This window comes from Pseudomonas sp. Eqa60 (assembly GCF_018326405.1).
GTDB lineage: Bacteria > Pseudomonadota > Gammaproteobacteria > Pseudomonadales > Pseudomonadaceae > Aquipseudomonas > Aquipseudomonas protegens.
Genome location: NZ_AP024342.1, coordinates 6,231,591 through 6,252,500, shown reverse-complemented (window position 1 = coordinate 6,252,500; position 20,910 = coordinate 6,231,591). Strand labels below are relative to the sequence as shown.

Below are 20,910 nucleotides of genomic sequence, written 5' to 3'. Positions count from 1 at the left end.
ACACGTCGAGCAGGTACGAAAGTAGGTCTTAGTGATCCGGTGGTTCTGTATGGAAGGGCCATCGCTCAACGGATAAAAGGTACTCCGGGGATAACAGGCTGATACCGCCCAAGAGTTCATATCGACGGCGGTGTTTGGCACCTCGATGTCGGCTCATCACATCCTGGGGCTGAAGCCGGTCCCAAGGGTATGGCTGTTCGCCATTTAAAGTGGTACGCGAGCTGGGTTTAGAACGTCGTGAGACAGTTCGGTCCCTATCTGCCGTGGACGTTTGAGATTTGAGAGGGGCTGCTCCTAGTACGAGAGGACCGGAGTGGACGAACCTCTGGTGTTCCGGTTGTCACGCCAGTGGCATTGCCGGGTAGCTATGTTCGGAAAAGATAACCGCTGAAAGCATCTAAGCGGGAAACTTGCCTCAAGATGAGATCTCACTGGAACCTTGAGTTCCCTAAAGGGCCGTCGAAGACTACGACGTTGATAGGTTGGGTGTGTAAGCGCTGTGAGGCGTTGAGCTAACCAATACTAATTGCCCGTGAGGCTTGACCATATAACACCCAAGCAATTTGCTTAAGAAGCGAGTTGCGGTGTGTGAAGACGATACAAACCGAAAGTTTGCGAACACACAAATCTATTACATACCCATTCGCTGGGACGTTGCACAAGCAACGGACTGGCTACCGAATTTCTTGACGACCATAGAGCGTTGGAACCACCTGATCCCATCCCGAACTCAGAAGTGAAACGATGCATCGCCGATGGTAGTGTGGGGTTTCCCCATGTGAGAGTAGGTCATCGTCAAGATTAAATTCCGAAACCCCAACTGCGCATGCAGTTGGGGTTTTGTTTTTGTGCGCGAAAAATGGGTTTGATTTTTTGCTGTCTCGATCGACTTGCTCGTCAGGTGGGGGTTTCTATGCAATGGCGCTGGGCATGGCTATCATGCCTGCCTCATGGTGAGGCGGAAACTGCATGTCGACGTTGTTAGAGCTTCTGAAAGATGGGCGATTTCACTCGGGTCAGGCGCTCGGTCAGGCGCTGGGTGTTAGCCGTAGTGCTATATGGAAGCAGTTACAGCTTCTTGAGGCGGAGTTGGGGCTTGTCATTCATAAGGTGCGAGGCCGCGGTTACCAGCTGGCCACTCCAATCACATTGCTGAGCAGTGCTGAGATAGGCCGTTCCTCTATTTCCAGTGGCTCCTGGGATATCCGAATTCTCGACTCTATCGACTCCACGAATGCACAGGCGCTGCGATCCATTGAAGAAGGGAGTGTGGCTCCTTTTCTTGTGCTAGCTGAGCGCCAGACGGTGGGGCGAGGCCGTCGTGGTCGTAAGTGGGTAAGCCCTTTTGCCGAAAATATCTATTACAGCCTCGTCTTGCGTATGGACGGAGGTCTCCGGCAATTGGAAGGGCTTAGCCTGGTCGTTGGGCTGGCGGTCATGCATACCCTTCGTGAGTATGGAATTCCTGGTGCGGGTTTGAAGTGGCCAAATGATGTTTTGGTTGGTCAGAAGAAGGTCGCGGGGATACTTTTGGAGTTGGTGGGTGATCCTGCGGATGTGTGTCATGTGGTCCTGGGCATTGGGATCAATGTGAATATGCAAAGCGCTGAAGAGATCGATCAGGAGTGGACTTCGGTGAGGTTGGAGTCTGGCAAGGTTATTGATCGCAATCAGCTTGTTGCTCGATTGAATGAGGTTCTTGTGTCTTATCTGGAGCGTCATCGGCTGAATGGCTTCTCCGCGATCCAGGGCGAGTGGGAGCAAGGTCACCTCTGGCAGGGGCGTGCTGTGTCTCTGATCGCGGGCGTAAATAAGATCGATGGTGTTGTGTTGGGTATTGATCGCCAAGGAGCTTTGCGATTGAGCGTTGAGGGGGAGGAGAAAACGTATAGCGGCGGGGAGCTCAGTCTAAGGTTGCGTGATGGCTCATGAGTTCGGCCATCAATGTGCGCTTGCGCGATCTACGGCTAGGAGGTAGGGGCTGATTCCTTGTGTGGGGTGGGACTTTGAGTGTTGCATCGGTTCCGCAAGATCAGCTTGTACGTGATCCATCTTTTCGAGTTGTTTAAGCCTTGTCCTCTGTCTTGAGGTTTTTATGCGCTGGTTGTTTCTGTTGTTATTGGTCCTCAATTGCTTTTATTACATCTGGCATCAGCAGGAAGCGCCGCTTCGTGCGAAAGAGGTCATGCCTCTCTCGCTCTATCGAGGTACTCAGCAAGATATCCGTTTGTTGAGTGAGTCTTCTGATTCGGTCGAGCGGCGGGATAAGGGTAAGTCAGGGGAGGTTGATGCAAGCTGTCTTTATCTGGGGGCTTTGCTCGTCGTGATACGGCTCAGATGTTGGAGCAGCGGCTGGTAGGGCTGGGGGCTGATGTCAGGTTGCAGTCCTTGAGTGTTCCTGGTTCTTCTAGTTTTTGGCTTCGTGTGACTCCCGAGAGCAAGCATTTGCTGGATGATCTGCAACTGCAGAACCTTGCTAAAGAATTCAATGAGTTAAAACATAAAATAATGCCTTGCGAGGGGGTTGCAACTGTCGAATAGGTTGCATAGAATGGCGCCCGCTCCGCAGCGAAGACTTCACGAAGTCAGCGTCGCGAAGCGAGGTCAACGCAGCTAACCTCAAGATTTTATTGAGAAAATGCTTGACAGAAGGGTGGCATGATATAGAATGTCGCCTCGCTTAGGAGGGGTTCCCGAGCGGCCAAAGGGATCAGACTGTAAATCTGACGTCTACGACTTCGAAGGTTCGAATCCTTCCCCCTCCACCAGATTTAGCGAGAGCTGCAGGCTCCGCGGGTATAGTTTAGTGGTAGAACCTCAGCCTTCCAAGCTGATGATGCGGGTTCGATTCCCGCTACCCGCTCCAAGTTTGCAGGTTTTGCAAGGTGTTACGCTCTTGTAGCTCAGTTGGTAGAGCACACCCTTGGTAAGGGTGAGGTCAGCGGTTCAAATCCGCTCAAGAGCTCCATATAACAAGGCAGATATGAAAATATCTGCCTTTGTTTTAATGGCTTGGGTGACTTGCTCAATTCTTCTCCTAGGGGTGATTTCGATGGCTAAGGAAAAGTTCGAACGTAATAAGCCGCACGTTAACGTGGGTACTATCGGTCACGTTGACCACGGTAAAACCACTCTGACTGCTGCTCTGACTCGCGTTTGCTCCGAAGTTTTCGGTTCGGCTCGTGTTGACTTCGACAAGATCGACAGCGCCCCAGAAGAAAAAGCTCGTGGTATCACCATCAACACTGCGCACGTAGAGTACGACTCGAACATTCGTCACTACGCGCACGTTGACTGCCCAGGTCACGCCGACTACGTCAAAAACATGATCACTGGTGCTGCCCAGATGGACGGCGCGATCCTGGTTTGCTCGGCTGCCGATGGTCCGATGCCACAAACTCGTGAGCACATCCTGCTGTCCCGTCAGGTAGGCGTTCCGTACATCGTTGTCTTCCTGAACAAGGCTGACATGGTTGACGACGCTGAGCTGCTGGAACTGGTTGAGATGGAAGTGCGCGATCTGCTGAGCACTTACGACTTCCCAGGTGACGACACTCCGATCATCATCGGTTCGGCTCTGATGGCTCTGAACGGCCAAGACGACAACGAAATGGGTACCACCGCTGTTAAGCGTCTGGTAGAAACTCTGGATACCTACATCCCAGAGCCAGAGCGTGCAATCGACAAGCCGTTCCTGATGCCAATCGAAGACGTATTCTCGATCTCCGGTCGTGGCACCGTGGTAACTGGCCGTGTTGAGCGTGGTATCGTTCGCATCCAGGAAGAAGTTGAGATCGTTGGTCTGCGCGACACTCAGAAAACCACCTGCACCGGCGTTGAAATGTTCCGCAAGCTGCTCGACGAAGGTCGTGCTGGCGAGAACTGCGGCGTTCTGCTGCGTGGTACCAAGCGTGACGACGTTGAGCGTGGCCAGGTTCTGGTTAAGCCAGGCACCGTTAAGCCGCACACCAAGTTCACCGCTGAAGTTTACGTTCTGAGCAAGGAAGAAGGCGGCCGTCATACTCCGTTCTTCAAAGGCTACCGTCCACAGTTCTACTTCCGTACTACTGACGTGACTGGTAACTGCGAGCTGCCAGAAGGCGTTGAAATGGTAATGCCAGGTGACAACATCCAGATGACTGTCACTCTGATCAAAACCATCGCGATGGAAGATGGTCTGCGTTTCGCTATCCGTGAAGGCGGTCGTACCGTCGGCGCTGGCGTCGTAGCCAAAGTCATCGAATAAGTTCTTGATATATCTCCATCGGGCCGACATAATGGTCGGCCTGATTTTGTTTTTAGGTCAGTAGCTCAATTGGCAGAGCGACGGTCTCCAAAACCGTAGGTTGGGGGTTCGATTCCCTCCTGACCTGCCAGATTCACTCAATGTGTCTGGCTTTCTTTTCACAGGATCTTCATAGATGACTCCTAAGGCTGAAGCTCAAGGCTCTCGCTTCGATCTGCTCAAGTGGCTGGTTGTTGTTGCCTTGGTGATTGTTGGTGTTGTTGGCAATCAGTACTACTCTGCTTCGCCGATCCTGTACCGCGTCTTGGCGCTGCTTGTCATTGCTGCAGTTGCTGCCTTCGTTGGCTTGCAGACTGCCAAGGGTAAGTCGTTCTTTGTCCTGGTTAAGGAAGCGCGCACTGAGATTCGTAAAGTCGTATGGCCAACTCGCCAAGAGACCACGCAGACCACGTTGATTGTTGTGGCTGTGGTTCTGGTCATGGCGTTGCTGTTGTGGGGGCTAGATTCCCTGCTCGGCTGGCTTGTTTCCTTGATTGTTGGCTAAGGGTGTCCCGTGGCTAAGCGTTGGTACGTTGTGCATGCTTACTCGGGTTACGAGAAGCATGTAATGCGTTCGTTGATCGAGCGTGTGAAGCTGGCTGGCATGGAAGATGGCTTCGGCGAAATTCTGGTCCCCACTGAAGAAGTGGTTGAGATGCGCAATGGCCAGAAGCGCAAAAGCGAGCGTAAATTCTTTCCAGGCTATGTGCTGGTACAGATGGATATGAACGAGGGTACTTGGCACTTGGTCAAGGATACTCCTCGTGTCATGGGCTTTATTGGTGGTACTGCCGATAAGCCGGCTCCTATCACTGACAAAGAAGCGGAAGCGATTCTGCGTCGCGTTGCTGATGGTAGCGACAAGCCCAAGCCTAAGACCCTGTTTGAGCCGGGTGAGGTGGTCCGTGTTACTGACGGCCCATTCGCTGACTTTAACGGTACGGTTGAAGAAGTTAACTACGAAAAGAGCCGCATTCAGGTGGCAGTGCTCATTTTCGGTCGCTCTACTCCGGTAGAGCTAGAGTTCAGTCAGGTCGAGAAGGCATAACTGAACGAGAATCCCATACCCCGCAGCCTTAGGCTGTGGGGTTTTGTCGTCACTGGGATAAACGCGCAAGTAACCGGGGAGCCTATCTAGGCGTCTGAACCCGTAATTGGAGTGCCTCATGGCTAAGAAGATTACTGCTTACATCAAGCTGCAAGTTAAGGCCGCTCAGGCCAACCCAAGTCCACCCGTTGGTCCAGCTCTGGGTCAGCACGGCGTGAACATCATGGAGTTCTGCAAAGCTTTCAACGCCCGTACTCAGGGTCTTGAGCCAGGCCTGCCGACTCCTGTGATCATCACTGTTTACAGTGACCGCAGCTTCACTTTCGAAACTAAGAGCACCCCTGCTTCGGTTCTGCTGAAGAAAGCTGCTGGCCTGACCAGCGGTTCCGCTCGTCCAAACACCGTTAAGGTTGGCACTGTTACCCGTGCTCAGCTGGAAGAAATCGCGAAAACCAAAAACGCGGATCTGACTGCAGCTGATATGGATGCAGCCGTGCGTACTATCGCCGGTTCTGCTCGTAGCATGGGCCTTAACGTGGAGGGTGTGTAATGGCTAAGCTGACCAAGCGCCAAAAGGCTATCGCCGGCAAGATTGAAGCAGGCAAGGCCTACAACTTCGTAGAAGCCGCCGCTCTCCTGACCGAGCTGTCGACCGTTAAGTTCAGCGAGTCCGTAGACGTTGCTGTGAACCTGGGCGTAGACCCACGTAAATCTGACCAGGTTGTTCGTAGCGCTACTGTGCTGCCACACGGCACTGGCAAGACTGTACGTGTAGCTGTGTTCACCCAGGGGCCAGCAGCTGAAGCTGCTCTGGCTGCCGGTGCAGACCGCGTAGGTATGGACGATCTGGCTGCCGAAATGAAAGGCGGCGACCTGAACTATGACGTGGTTATTGCTTCCCCGGATGCAATGCGCGTTGTGGGTCAGCTGGGTCAGGTTCTGGGTCCTCGCGGCCTGATGCCTAACCCGAAAGTCGGTACCGTTACTCCAGACGTAGCTTCGGCAGTTAAGAACGCCAAGGCTGGTCAGGTTCGCTATCGCACCGACAAAAACGGCATCATCCACACTTCCGTTGGCAAGGTCGGCTTCGACGCCGTCAAGCTGAAGGAAAACGTTGAAGCCCTGATCGCTGACCTGAAGCGTATCAAGCCAGCTTCTTCGAAAGGCATCTACGTCAAGCGCGTTACCCTGAGCACCACTATGGGCCCAGGTCTGGTCATCGACCAGGGTTCGCTGGACGTATAAGACACAAGCGCGTGCAAGTAATTGCGCGCGCTGAAAAATTGGGGTCCCTGCCTGGCGGGGGCTATCCAAGACCGTAGGCGACGCAAGTCTTAAACCTCAAGCCTACGCAGATGGTGCTCCCGGTTCCTTACCGAATCAGACACCAAAACGACATCCAGCTCCGGTTGGATGAAACGGTAACAAGCAGGAGTTAAACCCGTGGCAATTAAACTCGAAGACAAGAAGGCCATCGTCGCTGAAGTCAACGAGGCTGCCAAAGCCGCTCTGTCCGCTGTCGTGGCTGATGCCCGTGGTGTGACAGTAGGCGCTATGACCGGACTCCGTAAAGAGGCCCGCGAAGCTGGTGTTTATGTACGTGTCGTACGTAACACCCTGCTCAAGCGCGCTGTTGAAGGCACTCAATATGACGTGCTCAACGACGCGTTCGTCGGCCCTACCCTGATTGCATTCTCCAAGGAACATCCGGGCGCTGCCGCTCGTATTTTCAAAGAGTTCGCAAAGGGTCAGGAAAAGTTCGAGATCAAGGCAGCTGCGTTCGAGGGCAAGTACCTCGCAGCAAACGAGATCGACGTGTTGGCTTCGCTGCCAACTCGCGACGAAGCTATTGCGAAGCTGATGAGCGTGATTCAAGGCGCTACCAGCAAGCTGGCTCGTACTCTGGCGGCTATTCGCGACCAGAAAGAAGCTGCTGCTGCCTAAGGCACTGCAAGCCCTTTCAAAATCATATGTTTAATTTGATGGCTGCGTAGGCTGTCACCCCAATACAGGAATTTATAGTCATGTCTCTGACTAACGAGCAAATCATCGAAGCAATCGGCCAGAAAACCGTTCTGGAAGTTGTTGAGCTGATCAAAGCAATGGAAGAAACCTTCGGCGTTACCGCTGCTGTTGCCGCTGCTGGCCCAGCTGCTGCTGCCGCTGTTGTTGAAGAGCAAACTGAATTCAACGTCATGCTGACCGAAGCTGGCGAGAAGAAAGTTAACGTGATCAAGGCTGTACGTGAACTGACCGGTCTGGGCCTGAAAGAAGCCAAGGCTGTAGTTGACGGCGCTCCTGCCATGGTTCTGGAAGCTGTTGCTAAAGAAGCAGCTGACAAAGCCAAAGCAGCTCTGGAAGAAGCAGGCGCTAAAGTCGAGCTCAAGTAAGCATCGACTTTGTGTCTCCAGCCCAAGCGTTAAGCGAACGGCTGATGGCTGGTGGCTTTTGCCACCGGCCTTTTTCCGTTATTGGCGACCGACTGGGTCGGTGCCAGTAACGTGCTGTAGCCCACCCTGTGCGGTGGCGCAAACCAAAGGGTTTGCACGATTTTCTGGCTGCTCCCGTCGGGAGGGGCCGAATAAGCAGGTGACCAAGCTGGGGAACGCTGATGGCTTACTCATATACTGAGAAAAAACGTATCCGCAAGGACTTTAGCAAGTTGCCGGACGTCATGGATGTGCCGTACCTCCTGGCCATCCAGCTGGATTCGTATCGTGAATTCTTGCAAGCGGGAGCGACTAAAGATCAGTTCCGCGACGTGGGCCTGCATGCGGCCTTCAAATCCGTTTTCCCGATCATCAGCTACTCCGGCAATGCTGCGTTGGAGTATGTCGGTTATCGCCTGGGCGAACCGGCGTTTGATGTTAAAGAATGCGTGTTGCGTGGTGTAACTTACGCCGTACCTTTGCGGGTAAAAGTCCGTCTGATCATTTTCGACAAAGAATCGTCGAACAAAGCGATCAAGGACATCAAAGAGCAAGAAGTCTACATGGGTGAAATTCCCCTGATGACTGAGAACGGTACCTTCGTAATCAACGGTACCGAGCGTGTAATCGTTTCCCAGCTGCACCGTTCCCCTGGCGTATTCTTCGACCACGACCGTGGCAAGACGCACAGCTCCGGTAAGCTGCTGTATTCCGCGCGGATCATTCCTTACCGCGGTTCTTGGCTGGACTTCGAGTTCGACCCGAAAGACTGCGTGTTCGTCCGTATCGACCGTCGTCGCAAGCTGCCGGCATCGGTTCTGCTGCGCGCGCTGGGCTATACCACTGAAGAAGTGCTGGACGCTTTCTACACCACCAACGTATTCCACGTGAAAGGCGAGAGCCTGAGCCTGGAGCTGGTGCCTCAGCGCCTGCGTGGTGAGATTGCCGTTCTGGACATCCAGGATGACAAGGGCAAGGTTATTGTCGAGCAGGGTCGTCGTATCACCGCTCGTCACATCAACCAGCTGGAAAAAGCCGGTATCAAAGAGCTGGATGTACCTCTGGACTACGTCCTGGGCCGTACCACCGCCAAGGCTATCGTGCACCCGGCTACCGGTGAAATTCTGGCAGAGTGCAACACCGAGCTGAACACCGAGATCCTGGCAAAAATCGCCAAGGCTCAGGTCGTTCGCATCGAGACTCTGTACACCAACGACATCGACTGCGGTCCGTTCGTCTCTGACACTCTGAAGATCGACTCCACCAGCAACCAATTGGAAGCCCTGGTCGAGATCTATCGCATGATGCGTCCTGGCGAGCCACCGACCAAAGATGCTGCCGAGACTCTGTTCAACAACCTGTTCTTCAGCCCTGAGCGGTATGATCTGTCCGCCGTTGGCCGGATGAAGTTCAACCGTCGTATCGGTCGTACCGAGATCGAAGGCTCCGGCGTTCTGTGCAAAGAAGACATCGTTGCCGTACTGAAGACTCTGGTCGACATCCGTAACGGTAAAGGCATCGTCGACGACATCGACCACCTGGGTAACCGTCGTGTTCGCTGTGTTGGCGAAATGGCCGAGAACCAGTTCCGCGTTGGCCTGGTGCGTGTAGAGCGTGCGGTCAAAGAGCGCCTGTCGATGGCTGAAAGCGAAGGCCTGATGCCGCAAGACCTGATCAATGCCAAGCCAGTGGCTGCGGCAGTGAAAGAGTTCTTCGGTTCCAGCCAGCTGTCCCAGTTCATGGACCAGAACAACCCGCTGTCCGAGATCACCCACAAGCGTCGTGTTTCTGCACTTGGCCCAGGTGGTCTGACCCGTGAGCGTGCAGGCTTCGAAGTCCGTGACGTACACCCGACCCACTACGGTCGTGTATGCCCGATTGAAACGCCGGAAGGTCCGAACATCGGTCTGATCAACTCCCTGGCGGCCTATGCGCGCACCAACCAGTACGGCTTCCTCGAGAGCCCGTACCGTGTGGTGAAAGATGCTCTGGTAACCGACGAGATCGTGTTCCTGTCCGCTATCGAAGAGGCCGATCACGTGATCGCCCAGGCTTCGGCGACGATGAACGACAAAGGTCAGCTGGTCGATGAGCTGGTAGCTGTTCGTCACTTGAACGAATTCACCGTCAAGGCGCCGGAAGACGTCACCTTGATGGACGTTTCGCCGAAGCAGGTAGTTTCGGTTGCAGCGTCGTTGATTCCGTTCCTCGAGCACGACGACGCCAACCGTGCATTGATGGGTTCCAACATGCAGCGTCAGGCTGTACCGACCCTGCGTGCTGACAAGCCGCTGGTAGGTACCGGCATGGAGCGCAACGTTGCCCGTGACTCCGGCGTTTGCGTCGTGGCTCGTCGTGGCGGTGTGATCGACTCGGTCGATGCCAGCCGTATCGTGGTTCGTGTTGCTGATGACGAAGTTGAAACCGGTGAAGCCGGTGTCGACATCTACAACCTGACCAAGTACACCCGCTCCAACCAGAACACCTGCATCAACCAGCGTCCGCTGGTGAGCAAGGGTGATCGGGTTCAGCGCAGCGACATCATGGCCGATGGTCCGTCCACCGACATGGGTGAGCTGGCACTGGGTCAGAACATGCGTATCGCGTTCATGGCGTGGAACGGCTTCAACTTCGAAGACTCCATCTGCCTGTCCGAGCGTGTGGTTCAGGAAGACCGTTTCACCACGATCCACATCCAGGAACTGACCTGTGTGGCTCGTGACACCAAGCTTGGCCCAGAGGAAATCACTGCAGACATCCCGAACGTGGGTGAGGCTGCACTGAACAAGCTGGACGAAGCCGGTATCGTTTATGTAGGTGCTGAAGTTGGCGCAGGCGACATCCTGGTGGGCAAGGTCACTCCGAAAGGCGAGACCCAGCTGACTCCGGAAGAGAAACTGCTGCGTGCGATCTTCGGTGAAAAAGCCAGCGACGTTAAAGACACCTCCCTGCGTGTACCTACCGGTACCAAGGGTACTGTTATCGACGTACAGGTCTTCACTCGTGACGGCGTTGAGCGTGATGCTCGTGCACTGTCGATCGAGAAGAGCCAGTTGGACGAGATCCGCAAGGACCTGAACGAAGAGTTCCGTATCGTTGAAGGTGCGACCTTCGAACGTCTGCGCTCCGCTCTGGTCGGCCATAAAGCCGAAGGCGGCGCCGGCCTGAAGAAAGGCCAGGAAATCACCGACGAAGTTCTCGACGGTCTTGAGCACGGCCAGTGGTTCAAACTGCGCATGGCTGAAGATGCTCTGAACGAGCAGCTCGAGAAGGCCCAGGCCTACATCGTTGATCGTCGCCGTCTGCTGGACGACAAGTTCGAAGACAAGAAGCGCAAGCTGCAGCAGGGCGATGACCTGGCTCCAGGCGTGCTGAAAATCGTCAAGGTCTACCTGGCAATCCGTCGTCGCATCCAGCCGGGCGACAAGATGGCCGGTCGTCACGGTAACAAGGGTGTGGTCTCCGTGATCATGCCGGTTGAAGACATGCCGCACGATGCCAATGGCACCCCGGTCGACGTAGTCCTCAACCCGCTGGGCGTACCTTCGCGTATGAACGTTGGTCAGATCCTCGAAACTCACCTGGGCCTCGCGGCCAAAGGTCTGGGCGAGAAGATCAATCGCATGGTCGAAGAGCAGCGCAAGGTCGCAGAACTGCGTACCTTCCTGGACGAGATCTACAACCAGATCGGCGGTCGTAACGAAGACCTGGACAGCTTCTCCGATCAGGAGATCCTGGATCTGGCGAACAACCTGCGCGGCGGTGTTCCGATGGCCACTCCGGTGTTCGACGGTGCCAAGGAAAGCGAAATCAAGGCCATGCTGAAGCTGGCAGACCTGCCAGAAAGCGGCCAGATGCAACTGACCGACGGCCGTACCGGCAACAAGTTCGAGCGTCCAGTTACCGTTGGCTACATGTACATGCTGAAACTGAACCACTTGGTAGACGACAAGATGCACGCTCGTTCTACCGGTTCGTACAGCCTGGTTACCCAGCAGCCGCTGGGTGGTAAGGCGCAGTTCGGTGGTCAGCGTTTCGGGGAGATGGAGGTCTGGGCACTGGAAGCATACGGTGCTGCATACACTCTGCAAGAAATGCTCACAGTGAAGTCGGACGATGTGAACGGTCGTACCAAGATGTACAAAAACATCGTGGACGGCGATCACCGTATGGAGCCGGGCATGCCCGAGTCCTTCAACGTGTTGATCAAAGAAATTCGTTCCCTCGGCATCGATATCGATCTGGAAACCGAATAACACGTGACGCGAATCGAGAGCGGGGCAGGATTGCCCGCTCTCTGCTCCGCCAGGAGGAAAGGCCTTGAAAGACCTACTGAATTTGCTGAAAAACCAGGGTCAAGTCGAAGAGTTCGACGCCATCCGTATCGGATTGGCCTCGCCTGAGATGATCCGTTCGTGGTCGTTCGGTGAAGTTAAAAAGCCGGAAACCATCAACTACCGTACGTTCAAGCCTGAGCGTGACGGCCTGTTCTGCGCCAAGATCTTTGGCCCGGTAAAGGATTACGAGTGCCTGTGCGGTAAGTACAAGCGCTTGAAGCATCGCGGCGTGATCTGCGAGAAGTGCGGCGTTGAAGTTGCGCTGGCCAAGGTTCGTCGTGAGCGCATGGCGCACATCGAACTGGCTTCGCCGGTTGCCCACATCTGGTTCCTGAAATCGCTGCCGTCCCGTATCGGCTTGCTGATGGACATGACTCTGCGTGATATCGAGCGCGTTCTCTACTTCGAGAGCTACGTCGTTATCGATCCAGGCATGACCACCCTTGAAAAAGGTCAGCTGCTGAACGATGAGCAGTACTTCGAAGCGCTGGAAGAGTTCGGCGATGACTTCGACGCCCGCATGGGTGCCGAGGCTGTCCGCGAGCTGCTGCACGCTATCGACCTGGAGCACGAGATTGGCCGTCTGCGTGAAGAGATTCCGCAAACCAACTCGGAAACCAAGATCAAGAAGCTGTCCAAGCGTCTGAAGTTGATGGAAGCCTTCCAGGGTTCCGGCAACCTGCCAGAGTGGATGGTGCTGACCGTTCTGCCGGTTCTGCCGCCAGATCTGCGTCCACTGGTCCCGCTGGATGGCGGTCGTTTCGCGACTTCCGACCTCAACGATCTGTATCGTCGAGTGATCAACCGTAACAACCGATTGAAGCGCCTGCTGGATCTGTCCGCTCCGGACATCATCGTGCGCAACGAAAAGCGTATGTTGCAGGAAGCTGTCGATGCACTGCTCGACAACGGTCGTCGTGGCCGCGCTATCACCGGTTCCAACAAGCGTCCTCTGAAATCCCTGGCTGACATGATCAAGGGTAAGCAAGGTCGTTTCCGTCAGAACTTGCTCGGTAAGCGTGTTGACTACTCCGGTCGTTCGGTAATTACCGTAGGTCCGACCCTGCGTCTGCACCAGTGCGGTCTGCCGAAGAAGATGGCTCTCGAGCTGTTCAAACCGTTCATCTTCGGCAAGTTGGAAATGCGTGGCCTGGCCACCACCATCAAAGCCGCCAAGAAGATGGTCGAGCGCGAACTGCCAGAGGTTTGGGACGTTCTCGCTGAAGTGATCCGTGAACACCCGGTTCTCCTCAACCGTGCACCGACCCTTCACCGTCTGGGTATCCAGGCGTTTGAACCGGTACTGATCGAAGGTAAGGCTATCCAGCTGCACCCTCTGGTCTGTGCTGCGTACAACGCCGACTTCGACGGCGACCAAATGGCCGTGCACGTACCGCTGACACTGGAAGCCCAGTTGGAAGCGCGTGCGTTGATGATGTCGACCAACAACATTCTGTCGCCAGCCAACGGTGAGCCAATCATCGTTCCGTCGCAGGACGTTGTATTGGGTCTGTACTACATGACCCGTGAAGCGATCAACGCCAAGGGCGAAGGTCGTGTGTTCGCGGACCTGCAGGAAGTCGACCGCGTATTCCGCGCCGGCGAAGCGGCTCTGCACGCCAAGATCAAGGTTCGCATCAGCGAAACTGTCAATGATCGTGATGGCGGCAGCGTGAGCGCCACCCGTATCGTCGACACCACTGTCGGCCGTGCTCTGCTGTTCCAGGTTGTGCCGAAGGGCCTGTCGTTCGACGTCGTCAACCTGCCGATGAAGAAGAAGGCGATCTCCAAGCTGATCAACCAGTGCTACCGCGTGGTTGGTCTGAAAGAGACCGTGATCTTCGCTGACCAGTTGATGTACACCGGTTTCGCTTACTCGACCATTTCCGGCGTTTCCATCGGTGTTAACGACTTCGTTATCCCGGATGAAAAAGCTCGCATCATCGGTGCTGCCACCGACGAAGTGAAAGAAATCGAGAGCCAGTACGCCTCCGGCCTGGTAACCCAGGGCGAGAAGTACAACAAAGTGATCGACCTTTGGTCGAAGGCCAACGACGAAGTATCCAAGGCGATGATGGCCAACCTCTCGAAAGAGAAGGTCATCGACCGCAATGGCGACGAAGTCGAGCAAGAATCGTTCAACTCGATGTACATGATGGCTGACTCGGGTGCGCGGGGTTCCGCAGCACAGATCCGTCAGCTGGCCGGTATGCGTGGTCTGATGGCCAAGCCGGACGGCTCCATCATCGAAACGCCGATTACTGCGAACTTCCGTGAAGGTCTGAGCGTACTCCAGTACTTCATCTCGACTCACGGTGCTCGTAAAGGTCTGGCGGATACCGCGTTGAAAACTGCGAACTCCGGTTATCTGACTCGTCGTCTGGTGGACGTTGCGCAGGATCTGGTTGTAACCGAGATCGATTGCGGCACCGAACACGGCCTGCTGATGACTCCGCACATTGAAGGCGGCGACGTTGTAGAGCCACTGGGTGAGCGCGTATTGGGTCGTGTTATCGCCCGTGACGTATTCAAGCCGGGTACCGAGGACGTCATCGTTCCTGCCGGCACCCTGGTAGACGAAAAGTGGGTTGAATTCATCGAGCTCAACAGCATCGACGAAGTGATCGTGCGTTCGCCGATCAGTTGCGAAACCCGCTATGGCATTTGCGCCAAGTGCTACGGCCGTGACCTGGCTCGTGGTCACCAGGTGAACATTGGTGAGGCGGTCGGCGTTATCGCTGCCCAATCCATCGGTGAGCCGGGTACCCAGCTGACCATGCGTACGTTCCACATTGGTGGTGCGGCAAGCCGTACTTCCGCAGCCGACAGCGTTCAGGTGAAGAATGGCGGTACCGTCCGTCTGCACAACCTGAAGCACGTTGAGCGTGTGGATGGCCACCTGGTTGCTGTGTCCCGTTCCGGTGAGCTGGCAATCGCTGATGACTTCGGTCGTGAGCGCGAGCGTTACAAGCTGCCGTACGGTGCTGTGATTTCGGTTAAAGAAGGTGACAAGGTCGACGCTGGCGCTATCGTGGCCAAGTGGGATCCGCACACTCACCCGATCGTTACCGAAATGAAAGGTACCGTGACCTACGTGGGCATGGAAGAAGGCATCACGATCAAGCGTCAGACTGACGAATTGACCGGTATGACCAACATTGAAGTGCTTGACGTCAAAGACCGTCCAGCTGCCGGCAAGGACATCCGTCCTGCTGTGAAGATGGTGGGTATGGATGGCAAGGATCTGCTGCTGCCAGGTACCGACGTACCGGCACAGTACTTCCTGCCGGCTAACGCCCTGGTCGGTGTTGCCGACGGTGCGCAGATTGCGATCGGTGATGTTATCGCTCGTATTCCGCAAGAAACTTCGAAGACTCGTGACATCACCGGTGGTCTGCCGCGTGTTGCCGACCTGTTCGAAGCTCGTCGTCCGAAAGAAGCGTCGATTCTGGCTGAAGTCAGCGGCACCATCGCGTTCGGTAAAGAGACCAAGGGCAAGCGCCGTCTGGTCATTACTCCGAACGACGGTAGCGATCCGTATGAAGAGCTGATTCCGAAGTGGCGTCACCTGAACGTCTTCGAAGGCGAACAAGTGAACCGCGGCGAAGTTATCTCCGACGGTCCGAGCGATCCACACGATATCCTGCGTCTGCTGGGTGTCAGTGCGCTGGCCAAGTACATCGTCAACGAGATCCAGGACGTTTACCGTCTGCAAGGCGTGAAGATCAACGACAAGCACATCGAGACCATCCTGCGTCAGATGCTGCGTAAGGTTGAAATCGCCGAGTCCGGCGACTCCAGCTTCATCAAGGGCGACCAGATGGAACTGACTCACGTACTGGTAGAAAACGAGCGTCTGAGCACCGAAGACAAGTTCGTCGCCAAGTTCACCCGCGTACTGCTGGGTATCACCAAGGCGTCCTTGTCCACCGAATCGTTCATCTCGGCGGCCTCTTTCCAAGAGACCACCCGTGTACTGACCGAAGCGGCGGTAACTGGCAAGCGCGACTACCTGCGTGGTCTGAAAGAAAACGTGGTCGTGGGTCGTCTGATCCCGGCCGGTACTGGCCTGGCGTACCACAGCGAGCGTAAGCGTCGTCGTGATGCAGACAAGCCGCTGCGCGTAAGCGCAAGCGAAGTCGAAGCAGCACTGACTGAAGCGCTGAACTCCAGCGGTAATTGAGGTCTGCAGTAGATTGAGACGGGGCCCCGGCTTTTTCGATTGAGAATCAAGACACTTTTTGTCGAGGTTCGCTGATCGGGGAGGCCGGGGCCTTGCCTTGACTGGGGGCAAGATCCTCTTTAGACTCTTGTACCCCTAAATTTGGTGGAGCTCCTGCTCTGCCATTTTGTTTATGTCGAAAGACAACAGTGGAGCTAGTAGATGGCAACTATCAACCAGCTGGTACGTCAGCCGCGTAAGCGTATCGTCGAGAAATCCGACGTGCCTGCGCTGCAGAACTGCCCGCAACGTCGTGGCGTGTGCACTCGCGTGTATACCACTACGCCGAAAAAACCTAACTCGGCACTGCGTAAAGTGTGCCGTGTGCGTCTGACCAACGGTTTCGAGGTTTCCTCGTACATCGGCGGTGAAGGCCACAACCTGCAAGAGCACAGCGTCGTACTGATTCGCGGCGGCCGTGTAAAAGACTTGCCAGGTGTTCGTTACCACACCGTTCGCGGCTCCCTGGATACTTCCGGCGTTAAAGGTCGTAACCAAGGTCGTTCGAAGTACGGTACCAAGCGTCCGAAGTAATCGGTCGTTTTGCAGTTTTTAATTATATTGAGTCGATAAGAGTAAGGTCGGGCACGCGTCCATTGGATCAACTGTCCCGAGCTAACCTGAAGACCGTTTGAGGGCTTATCAATGCCAAGACGTCGCGTAGCAGCCAAACGTGAGATTCTGGACGATCCGAAATACGGAAGCCAGATCCTCGCCAAGTTCATGAACCACGTAATGGAAAGCGGCAAGAAAGCCGTTGCCGAGCGTATCGTTTATGGCGCGCTGGAAAAAGTTAAAGAGCGCAAGAACAGCGATCCCCTGGAAATCTTCGAGAAAGCTCTCGACGCCATCGCTCCGCTGGTCGAAGTGAAGTCGCGCCGTGTAGGCGGTGCTACTTACCAGGTTCCGGTCGAAGTTCGTCCGTCCCGTCGTAACGCTCTGGCAATGCGCTGGTTGGTAGACTTCGCCCGCAAGCGCGGCGAGAAGTCTATGGCTCTGCGTTTGGCTGGCGAACTGCTGGACGCTGCCGAAGGCAAAGGTGCTGCAGTTAAGAAGCGTGAAGACGTTCACCGTATGGCTGAAGCCAACAAGGCTTTCTCGCACTACCGCTTCTAATATCGGCATCATTCATTTTGCGAGGGCTTTATGGCTCGTACTACAGCAATCAACCGCTACCGTAACATCGGTATCTGTGCCCACGTTGACGCGGGCAAGACTACCACTACCGAGCGGATCCTGTTCTACACAGGTCTCAGCCACAAGATGGGTGAGGTGCATGACGGCGCTGCGACCACCGACTGGATGGTGCAGGAGCAGGAGCGGGGTATCACCATTACCTCCGCTGCTGTAACTACCTTCTGGAAAGGTTCGCGCGGCCAATACGATAACTATCGTGTAAACGTTATCGATACCCCTGGCCACGTTGACTTCACCATTGAAGTAGAGCGCTCTCTGCGTGTACTCGACGGCGCGGTCGTTGTGTTCTGCGGTACTTCCGGTGTTGAGCCTCAGTCTGAAACCGTATGGCGTCAAGCCAACAAGTACGGTGTTCCACGTGTTGTTTACGTGAACAAGATGGACCGTGCTGGTGCCAACTTCCTGCGCGTTGTTGGCCAGATCAAGAACCGCCTGGGTCATACCCCGGTTCCGGTCCAGCTGGCTATCGGTGCTGAAGATAACTTCGAAGGTCAGGTTGATCTGATCAAGATGAAGGCTATCTACTGGAACGACGACGACAAGGGTACTACCTATCGCGAGGAAGAAATTCCTGCCGATATGCTGGACCTGGCTAACGAGTGGCGCTCCAACATGGTTGAAGCTGCTGCTGAAGCCAACGAAGAGCTGATGAACAAGTACCTTGAAGAAGGTGACCTGACTGTCGAAGAGATCAAGGCCGGTCTGCGTGCGCGCACCCTGGCTAGCGAGATCGTTCCGGCTGTCTGCGGTTCGTCGTTCAAGAACAAGGGCGTTCCCCTGGTTCTCGATGCCGTTATCGACTTCCTGCCTGCTCCTACCGAGATCCCGGCGATCAAGGGTATCCATCCGGATCTCATCGAGAAGCCGAAGGATGAGCTGGTAGAGGCTGACTACGACGAGCGTCATGCTGACGATGCTGAACCGTTCTCGGCTCTGGCATTCAAGATTGCTACCGACCCGTTCGTTGGTACTCTGACTTTCGTGCGCGTTTACTCGGGCTTCCTGAGCTCGGGCGACTCCGTGATCAACTCGGTCAAGGGCAAGAAAGAGCGCGTTGGTCGTATGGTGCAGATGCACGCCAACCAGCGTGAAGAGATCAAAGAAGTACGTGCAGGCGACATCGCTGCTCTGATCGGCATGAAGGACGTCACCACTGGTGACACTCTGTGCGATCTCGACAAGCAGATCATTCTTGAGCGTATGGACTTCCCTGAGCCTGTAATTTCGGTAGCGGTAGAGCCGAAAACCAAGCAGGACCAGGAAAAGATGGGTATTGCACTGGGCAAGCTGGCTCAGGAAGACCCGTCGTTCCGCGTCAAGACCGACGAAGAGACTGGTCAGACCATCATCTCCGGTATGGGTGAGCTGCACCTGGACATCCTCGTTGACCGCATGAAGCGCGAGTTCAACGTCGAAGCCAACATCGGCAAGCCGCAGGTTTCGTACCGCGAGAAGATCAGCAAGAGCAACGTTGAGATCGAAGGCAAGTTCGTTCGTCAGTCCGGCGGTCGCGGTCAGTTCGGTCACTGCTGGATCCGTTTCTCGGAGCCAGACGTCGATGCGAACGGCAACATCACCGAAGGTCTGGTCTTCACCAACGAGGTTGTTGGTGGTGTGGTTCCTAAGGAATACATCCCGGCTATCCAGAAGGGTATCGAAGAGCAGATGAAGAACGGCGTCGTTGCCGGTTATCCGCTGATCGGCCTGAAGGCTACCGTGTTTGATGGTTCCTACCACGACGTCGACTCCAACGAGATGGCGTTCAAGGTGGCAGCCTCCATGGCGACCAAGCAGCTGGCCCAGAAGGGTGGCGGCGTTGTGCTCGAGCCGATCATGAAGGTTGAAGTTGTAACCCCAGAGGACTACATGGGTGACGTGATGGGTGACCTGAACCGTCGTCGTGGTCTGATTCAGGGTATGGATGACTCGGTGTCCGGCAAGGTTATCCGTGCTGAAGTGCCACTGGGTGAAATGTTCGGTTATGCAACTGACGTTCGTTCCATGTCTCAGGGTCGCGCGAGCTACTCCATGGAATTCTCCAAATACGCCGAAGCTCCGTCGAACATCGTCGAAGCTCTCGTTAAAAAACAAGGCTGATTCAGTCTCCCCTTTAGGCTAGGAGTTAATTGTCGTGGCTAAAGAAAAATTTGAACGTAACAAACCGCACGTCAACGTTGGCACTATCGGTCACGTTGACCACGGTAAAACCACTCTGACCGCTGCTCTGACTCGCGTTTGCTCCGAAGTTTTCGGTTCGGCTCGTGTTGACTTCGACAAGATCGACAGCGCCCCAGAAGAAAAAGCTCGTGGTATCACCATCAACACTGCGCACGTAGAGTACGACTCGAACATTCGTCACTACGCGCACGTTGACTGCCCAGGTCACGCCGACTACGTCAAAAACATGATCACTGGTGCTGCCCAGATGGACGGCGCGATCCTGGTTTGCTCGGCTGCCGATGGTCCGATGCCACAAACTCGTGAGCACATCCTGCTGTCCCGTCAGGTAGGCGTTCCGTACATCGTTGTCTTCCTGAACAAGGCTGACATGGTTGACGACGCTGAGCTGCTGGAACTGGTTGAGATGGAAGTGCGCGATCTGCTGAGCACTTACGACTTCCCAGGTGACGACACTCCGATCATCATCGGTTCGGCTCTGATGGCTCTGAACGGCCAAGACGACAACGAAATGGGTACCACCGCTGTTAAGCGTCTGGTAGAAACTCTGGATACCTACATCCCAGAGCCAGAGCGTGCAATCGACAAGCCGTTCCTGATGCCAATCGAAGACGTATTCTCGATCTCCGGTCGTGGCACCGTGGTAACTGGCCGTGTTGAGCGTGGTATCGTTCGCATCCAGGAAGAAGTTGAGATCGTTGGTCTGCGCGACACTCAGAAAACCACCTGCACCGGCGTTGAAATGTTCCGCAAGCTGCTCGACGAAGGTCGTGCTGGCGAGAACTGCGGCGTTCTGCTGCGTGGTACCAAGCGTGACGACGTTGAGCGTGGCCAGGTTCTGGTTAAGCCAGGCACCGTTAAGCCGCACACCAAGTTCACCGCTGAAGTTTACGTTCTGAGCAAGGAAGAAGGCGGCCGTCATACTCCGTTCTTCAAAGGCTACCGTCCACAGTTCTACTTCCGTACTACTGACGTGACTGGTAACTGCGAGCTGCCAGAAGGCGTTGAAATGGTAATGCCAGGTGACAACATCCAGATGACTGTCACTCTGATCAAAACCATCGCGATGGAAGATGGTCTGCGTTTCGCTATCCGTGAAGGCGGTCGTACCGTCGGCGCTGGCGTCGTAGCCAAAGTCATCGAGTAATCGACGACTCATGAAGAAGCCCCCGCTTGCGGGGGCTTTTTTATTGGGTTGACACTCTGTGGGGCCG

At 55.2% G+C, this 20,910-nt stretch carries 14 protein-coding genes, 4 tRNA genes, 2 rRNA genes and 1 pseudogene (1 of these 21 cut by a window edge); all 21 read left to right on the top strand.

The window, feature by feature from the left end; translation table 11 throughout:
* Positions 1-547, top strand: a 23S ribosomal RNA gene (locus KI242_RS28395) (it extends 2,345 nt beyond the left edge of the window).
* A gap of 138 nt (positions 548-685) precedes the next feature.
* Positions 686-801, top strand: a 5S ribosomal RNA gene (gene rrf / locus KI242_RS28390).
* Between the two features lie 168 nt (positions 802-969).
* The gene (gene birA / locus KI242_RS28385) at positions 970-1,932 is read left to right on the top strand and encodes a bifunctional biotin--[acetyl-CoA-carboxylase] ligase/biotin operon repressor BirA (RefSeq protein ID WP_053160208.1); all 963 of its coding nucleotides are present in this window, start codon (positions 970-972) and stop codon (positions 1,930-1,932) included.
* Between the two features lie 163 nt (positions 1,933-2,095).
* Positions 2,096-2,541, top strand: a pseudogene (locus tag KI242_RS31930) (hypothetical protein).
* A gap of 142 nt (positions 2,542-2,683) precedes the next feature.
* Positions 2,684-2,768, top strand: a tRNA-Tyr gene (locus KI242_RS28380).
* Positions 2,769-2,792: 24 nt separating this feature from the next.
* Positions 2,793-2,866 (top strand) — tRNA-Gly (locus KI242_RS28375).
* Between the two features lie 26 nt (positions 2,867-2,892).
* Positions 2,893-2,968: transfer RNA gene (locus tag KI242_RS28370), tRNA-Thr, on the top strand.
* Positions 2,969-3,052: 84 nt separating this feature from the next.
* Positions 3,053-4,246: an elongation factor Tu gene (gene tuf / locus KI242_RS28365; RefSeq protein WP_011063776.1), complete on the top strand. Its 1,194-nt coding sequence runs from the start codon at positions 3,053-3,055 to the stop codon at positions 4,244-4,246.
* Positions 4,247-4,300: 54 nt separating this feature from the next.
* Positions 4,301-4,376: transfer RNA gene (locus KI242_RS28360), tRNA-Trp, on the top strand.
* Between the two features lie 45 nt (positions 4,377-4,421).
* Positions 4,422-4,790: a preprotein translocase subunit SecE gene (gene secE, locus KI242_RS28355; RefSeq protein ID WP_011063783.1), complete on the top strand. Its 369-nt coding sequence runs from the start codon at positions 4,422-4,424 to the stop codon at positions 4,788-4,790.
* A gap of 9 nt (positions 4,791-4,799) precedes the next feature.
* Complete coding sequence (gene nusG / locus KI242_RS28350; RefSeq protein WP_002555501.1) at positions 4,800-5,333, top strand: transcription termination/antitermination protein NusG; 534 nt, start codon at positions 4,800-4,802, stop codon at positions 5,331-5,333.
* A 118-nt stretch (positions 5,334-5,451) separates the two neighbouring features.
* Complete coding sequence (gene rplK / locus KI242_RS28345; protein ID WP_003176435.1) at positions 5,452-5,883, top strand: 50S ribosomal protein L11; 432 nt, start codon at positions 5,452-5,454, stop codon at positions 5,881-5,883.
* Positions 5,883-6,578, top strand: coding sequence for a 50S ribosomal protein L1 (gene rplA, locus KI242_RS28340; protein WP_011063782.1), 696 nt, complete (start codon positions 5,883-5,885; stop codon positions 6,576-6,578). Before rplK ends, rplA begins: the two co-directional genes overlap by 1 nt.
* 198 nt (positions 6,579-6,776) lie before the next feature.
* A complete protein-coding gene (gene rplJ, locus KI242_RS28335; RefSeq protein WP_011063781.1) occupies positions 6,777-7,277 on the top strand; it encodes a 50S ribosomal protein L10 in 501 nt (166 codons plus the stop codon).
* A gap of 80 nt (positions 7,278-7,357) precedes the next feature.
* Positions 7,358-7,723: a 50S ribosomal protein L7/L12 gene (gene rplL, locus KI242_RS28330; RefSeq protein WP_011063780.1), complete on the top strand. Its 366-nt coding sequence runs from the start codon at positions 7,358-7,360 to the stop codon at positions 7,721-7,723.
* A 221-nt stretch (positions 7,724-7,944) separates the two neighbouring features.
* Positions 7,945-12,018, top strand: coding sequence for a DNA-directed RNA polymerase subunit beta (rpoB, locus tag KI242_RS28325; protein WP_011063779.1), 4,074 nt, complete (start codon positions 7,945-7,947; stop codon positions 12,016-12,018).
* Positions 12,019-12,082: 64 nt separating this feature from the next.
* Entirely contained in the window at positions 12,083-16,282 is a 4,200-nt protein-coding gene (gene rpoC / locus KI242_RS28320; protein ID WP_011063778.1) for a DNA-directed RNA polymerase subunit beta', read from the top strand.
* 201 nt (positions 16,283-16,483) lie between these two features.
* Positions 16,484-16,855, top strand: a complete 372-nt coding sequence (rpsL, locus tag KI242_RS28315) for a 30S ribosomal protein S12 (RefSeq protein ID WP_003186084.1) — start codon at positions 16,484-16,486, stop codon at positions 16,853-16,855.
* A 111-nt stretch (positions 16,856-16,966) separates the two neighbouring features.
* Positions 16,967-17,437 carry a 30S ribosomal protein S7 gene (rpsG, locus tag KI242_RS28310; protein ID WP_007925959.1) on the top strand — a complete coding sequence of 157 codons (471 nt, stop codon included), beginning with the start codon at positions 16,967-16,969 and terminating at the stop codon, positions 17,435-17,437.
* A gap of 30 nt (positions 17,438-17,467) precedes the next feature.
* Positions 17,468-19,615, top strand: coding sequence for an elongation factor G (gene fusA, locus KI242_RS28305; RefSeq protein WP_011063777.1), 2,148 nt, complete (start codon positions 17,468-17,470; stop codon positions 19,613-19,615).
* A 34-nt stretch (positions 19,616-19,649) separates the two neighbouring features.
* A complete protein-coding gene (gene tuf / locus KI242_RS28300) occupies positions 19,650-20,843 on the top strand; it encodes an elongation factor Tu (RefSeq protein ID WP_011063776.1) in 1,194 nt (397 codons plus the stop codon).
* Positions 20,844-20,910 lie beyond the last annotated feature (67 nt).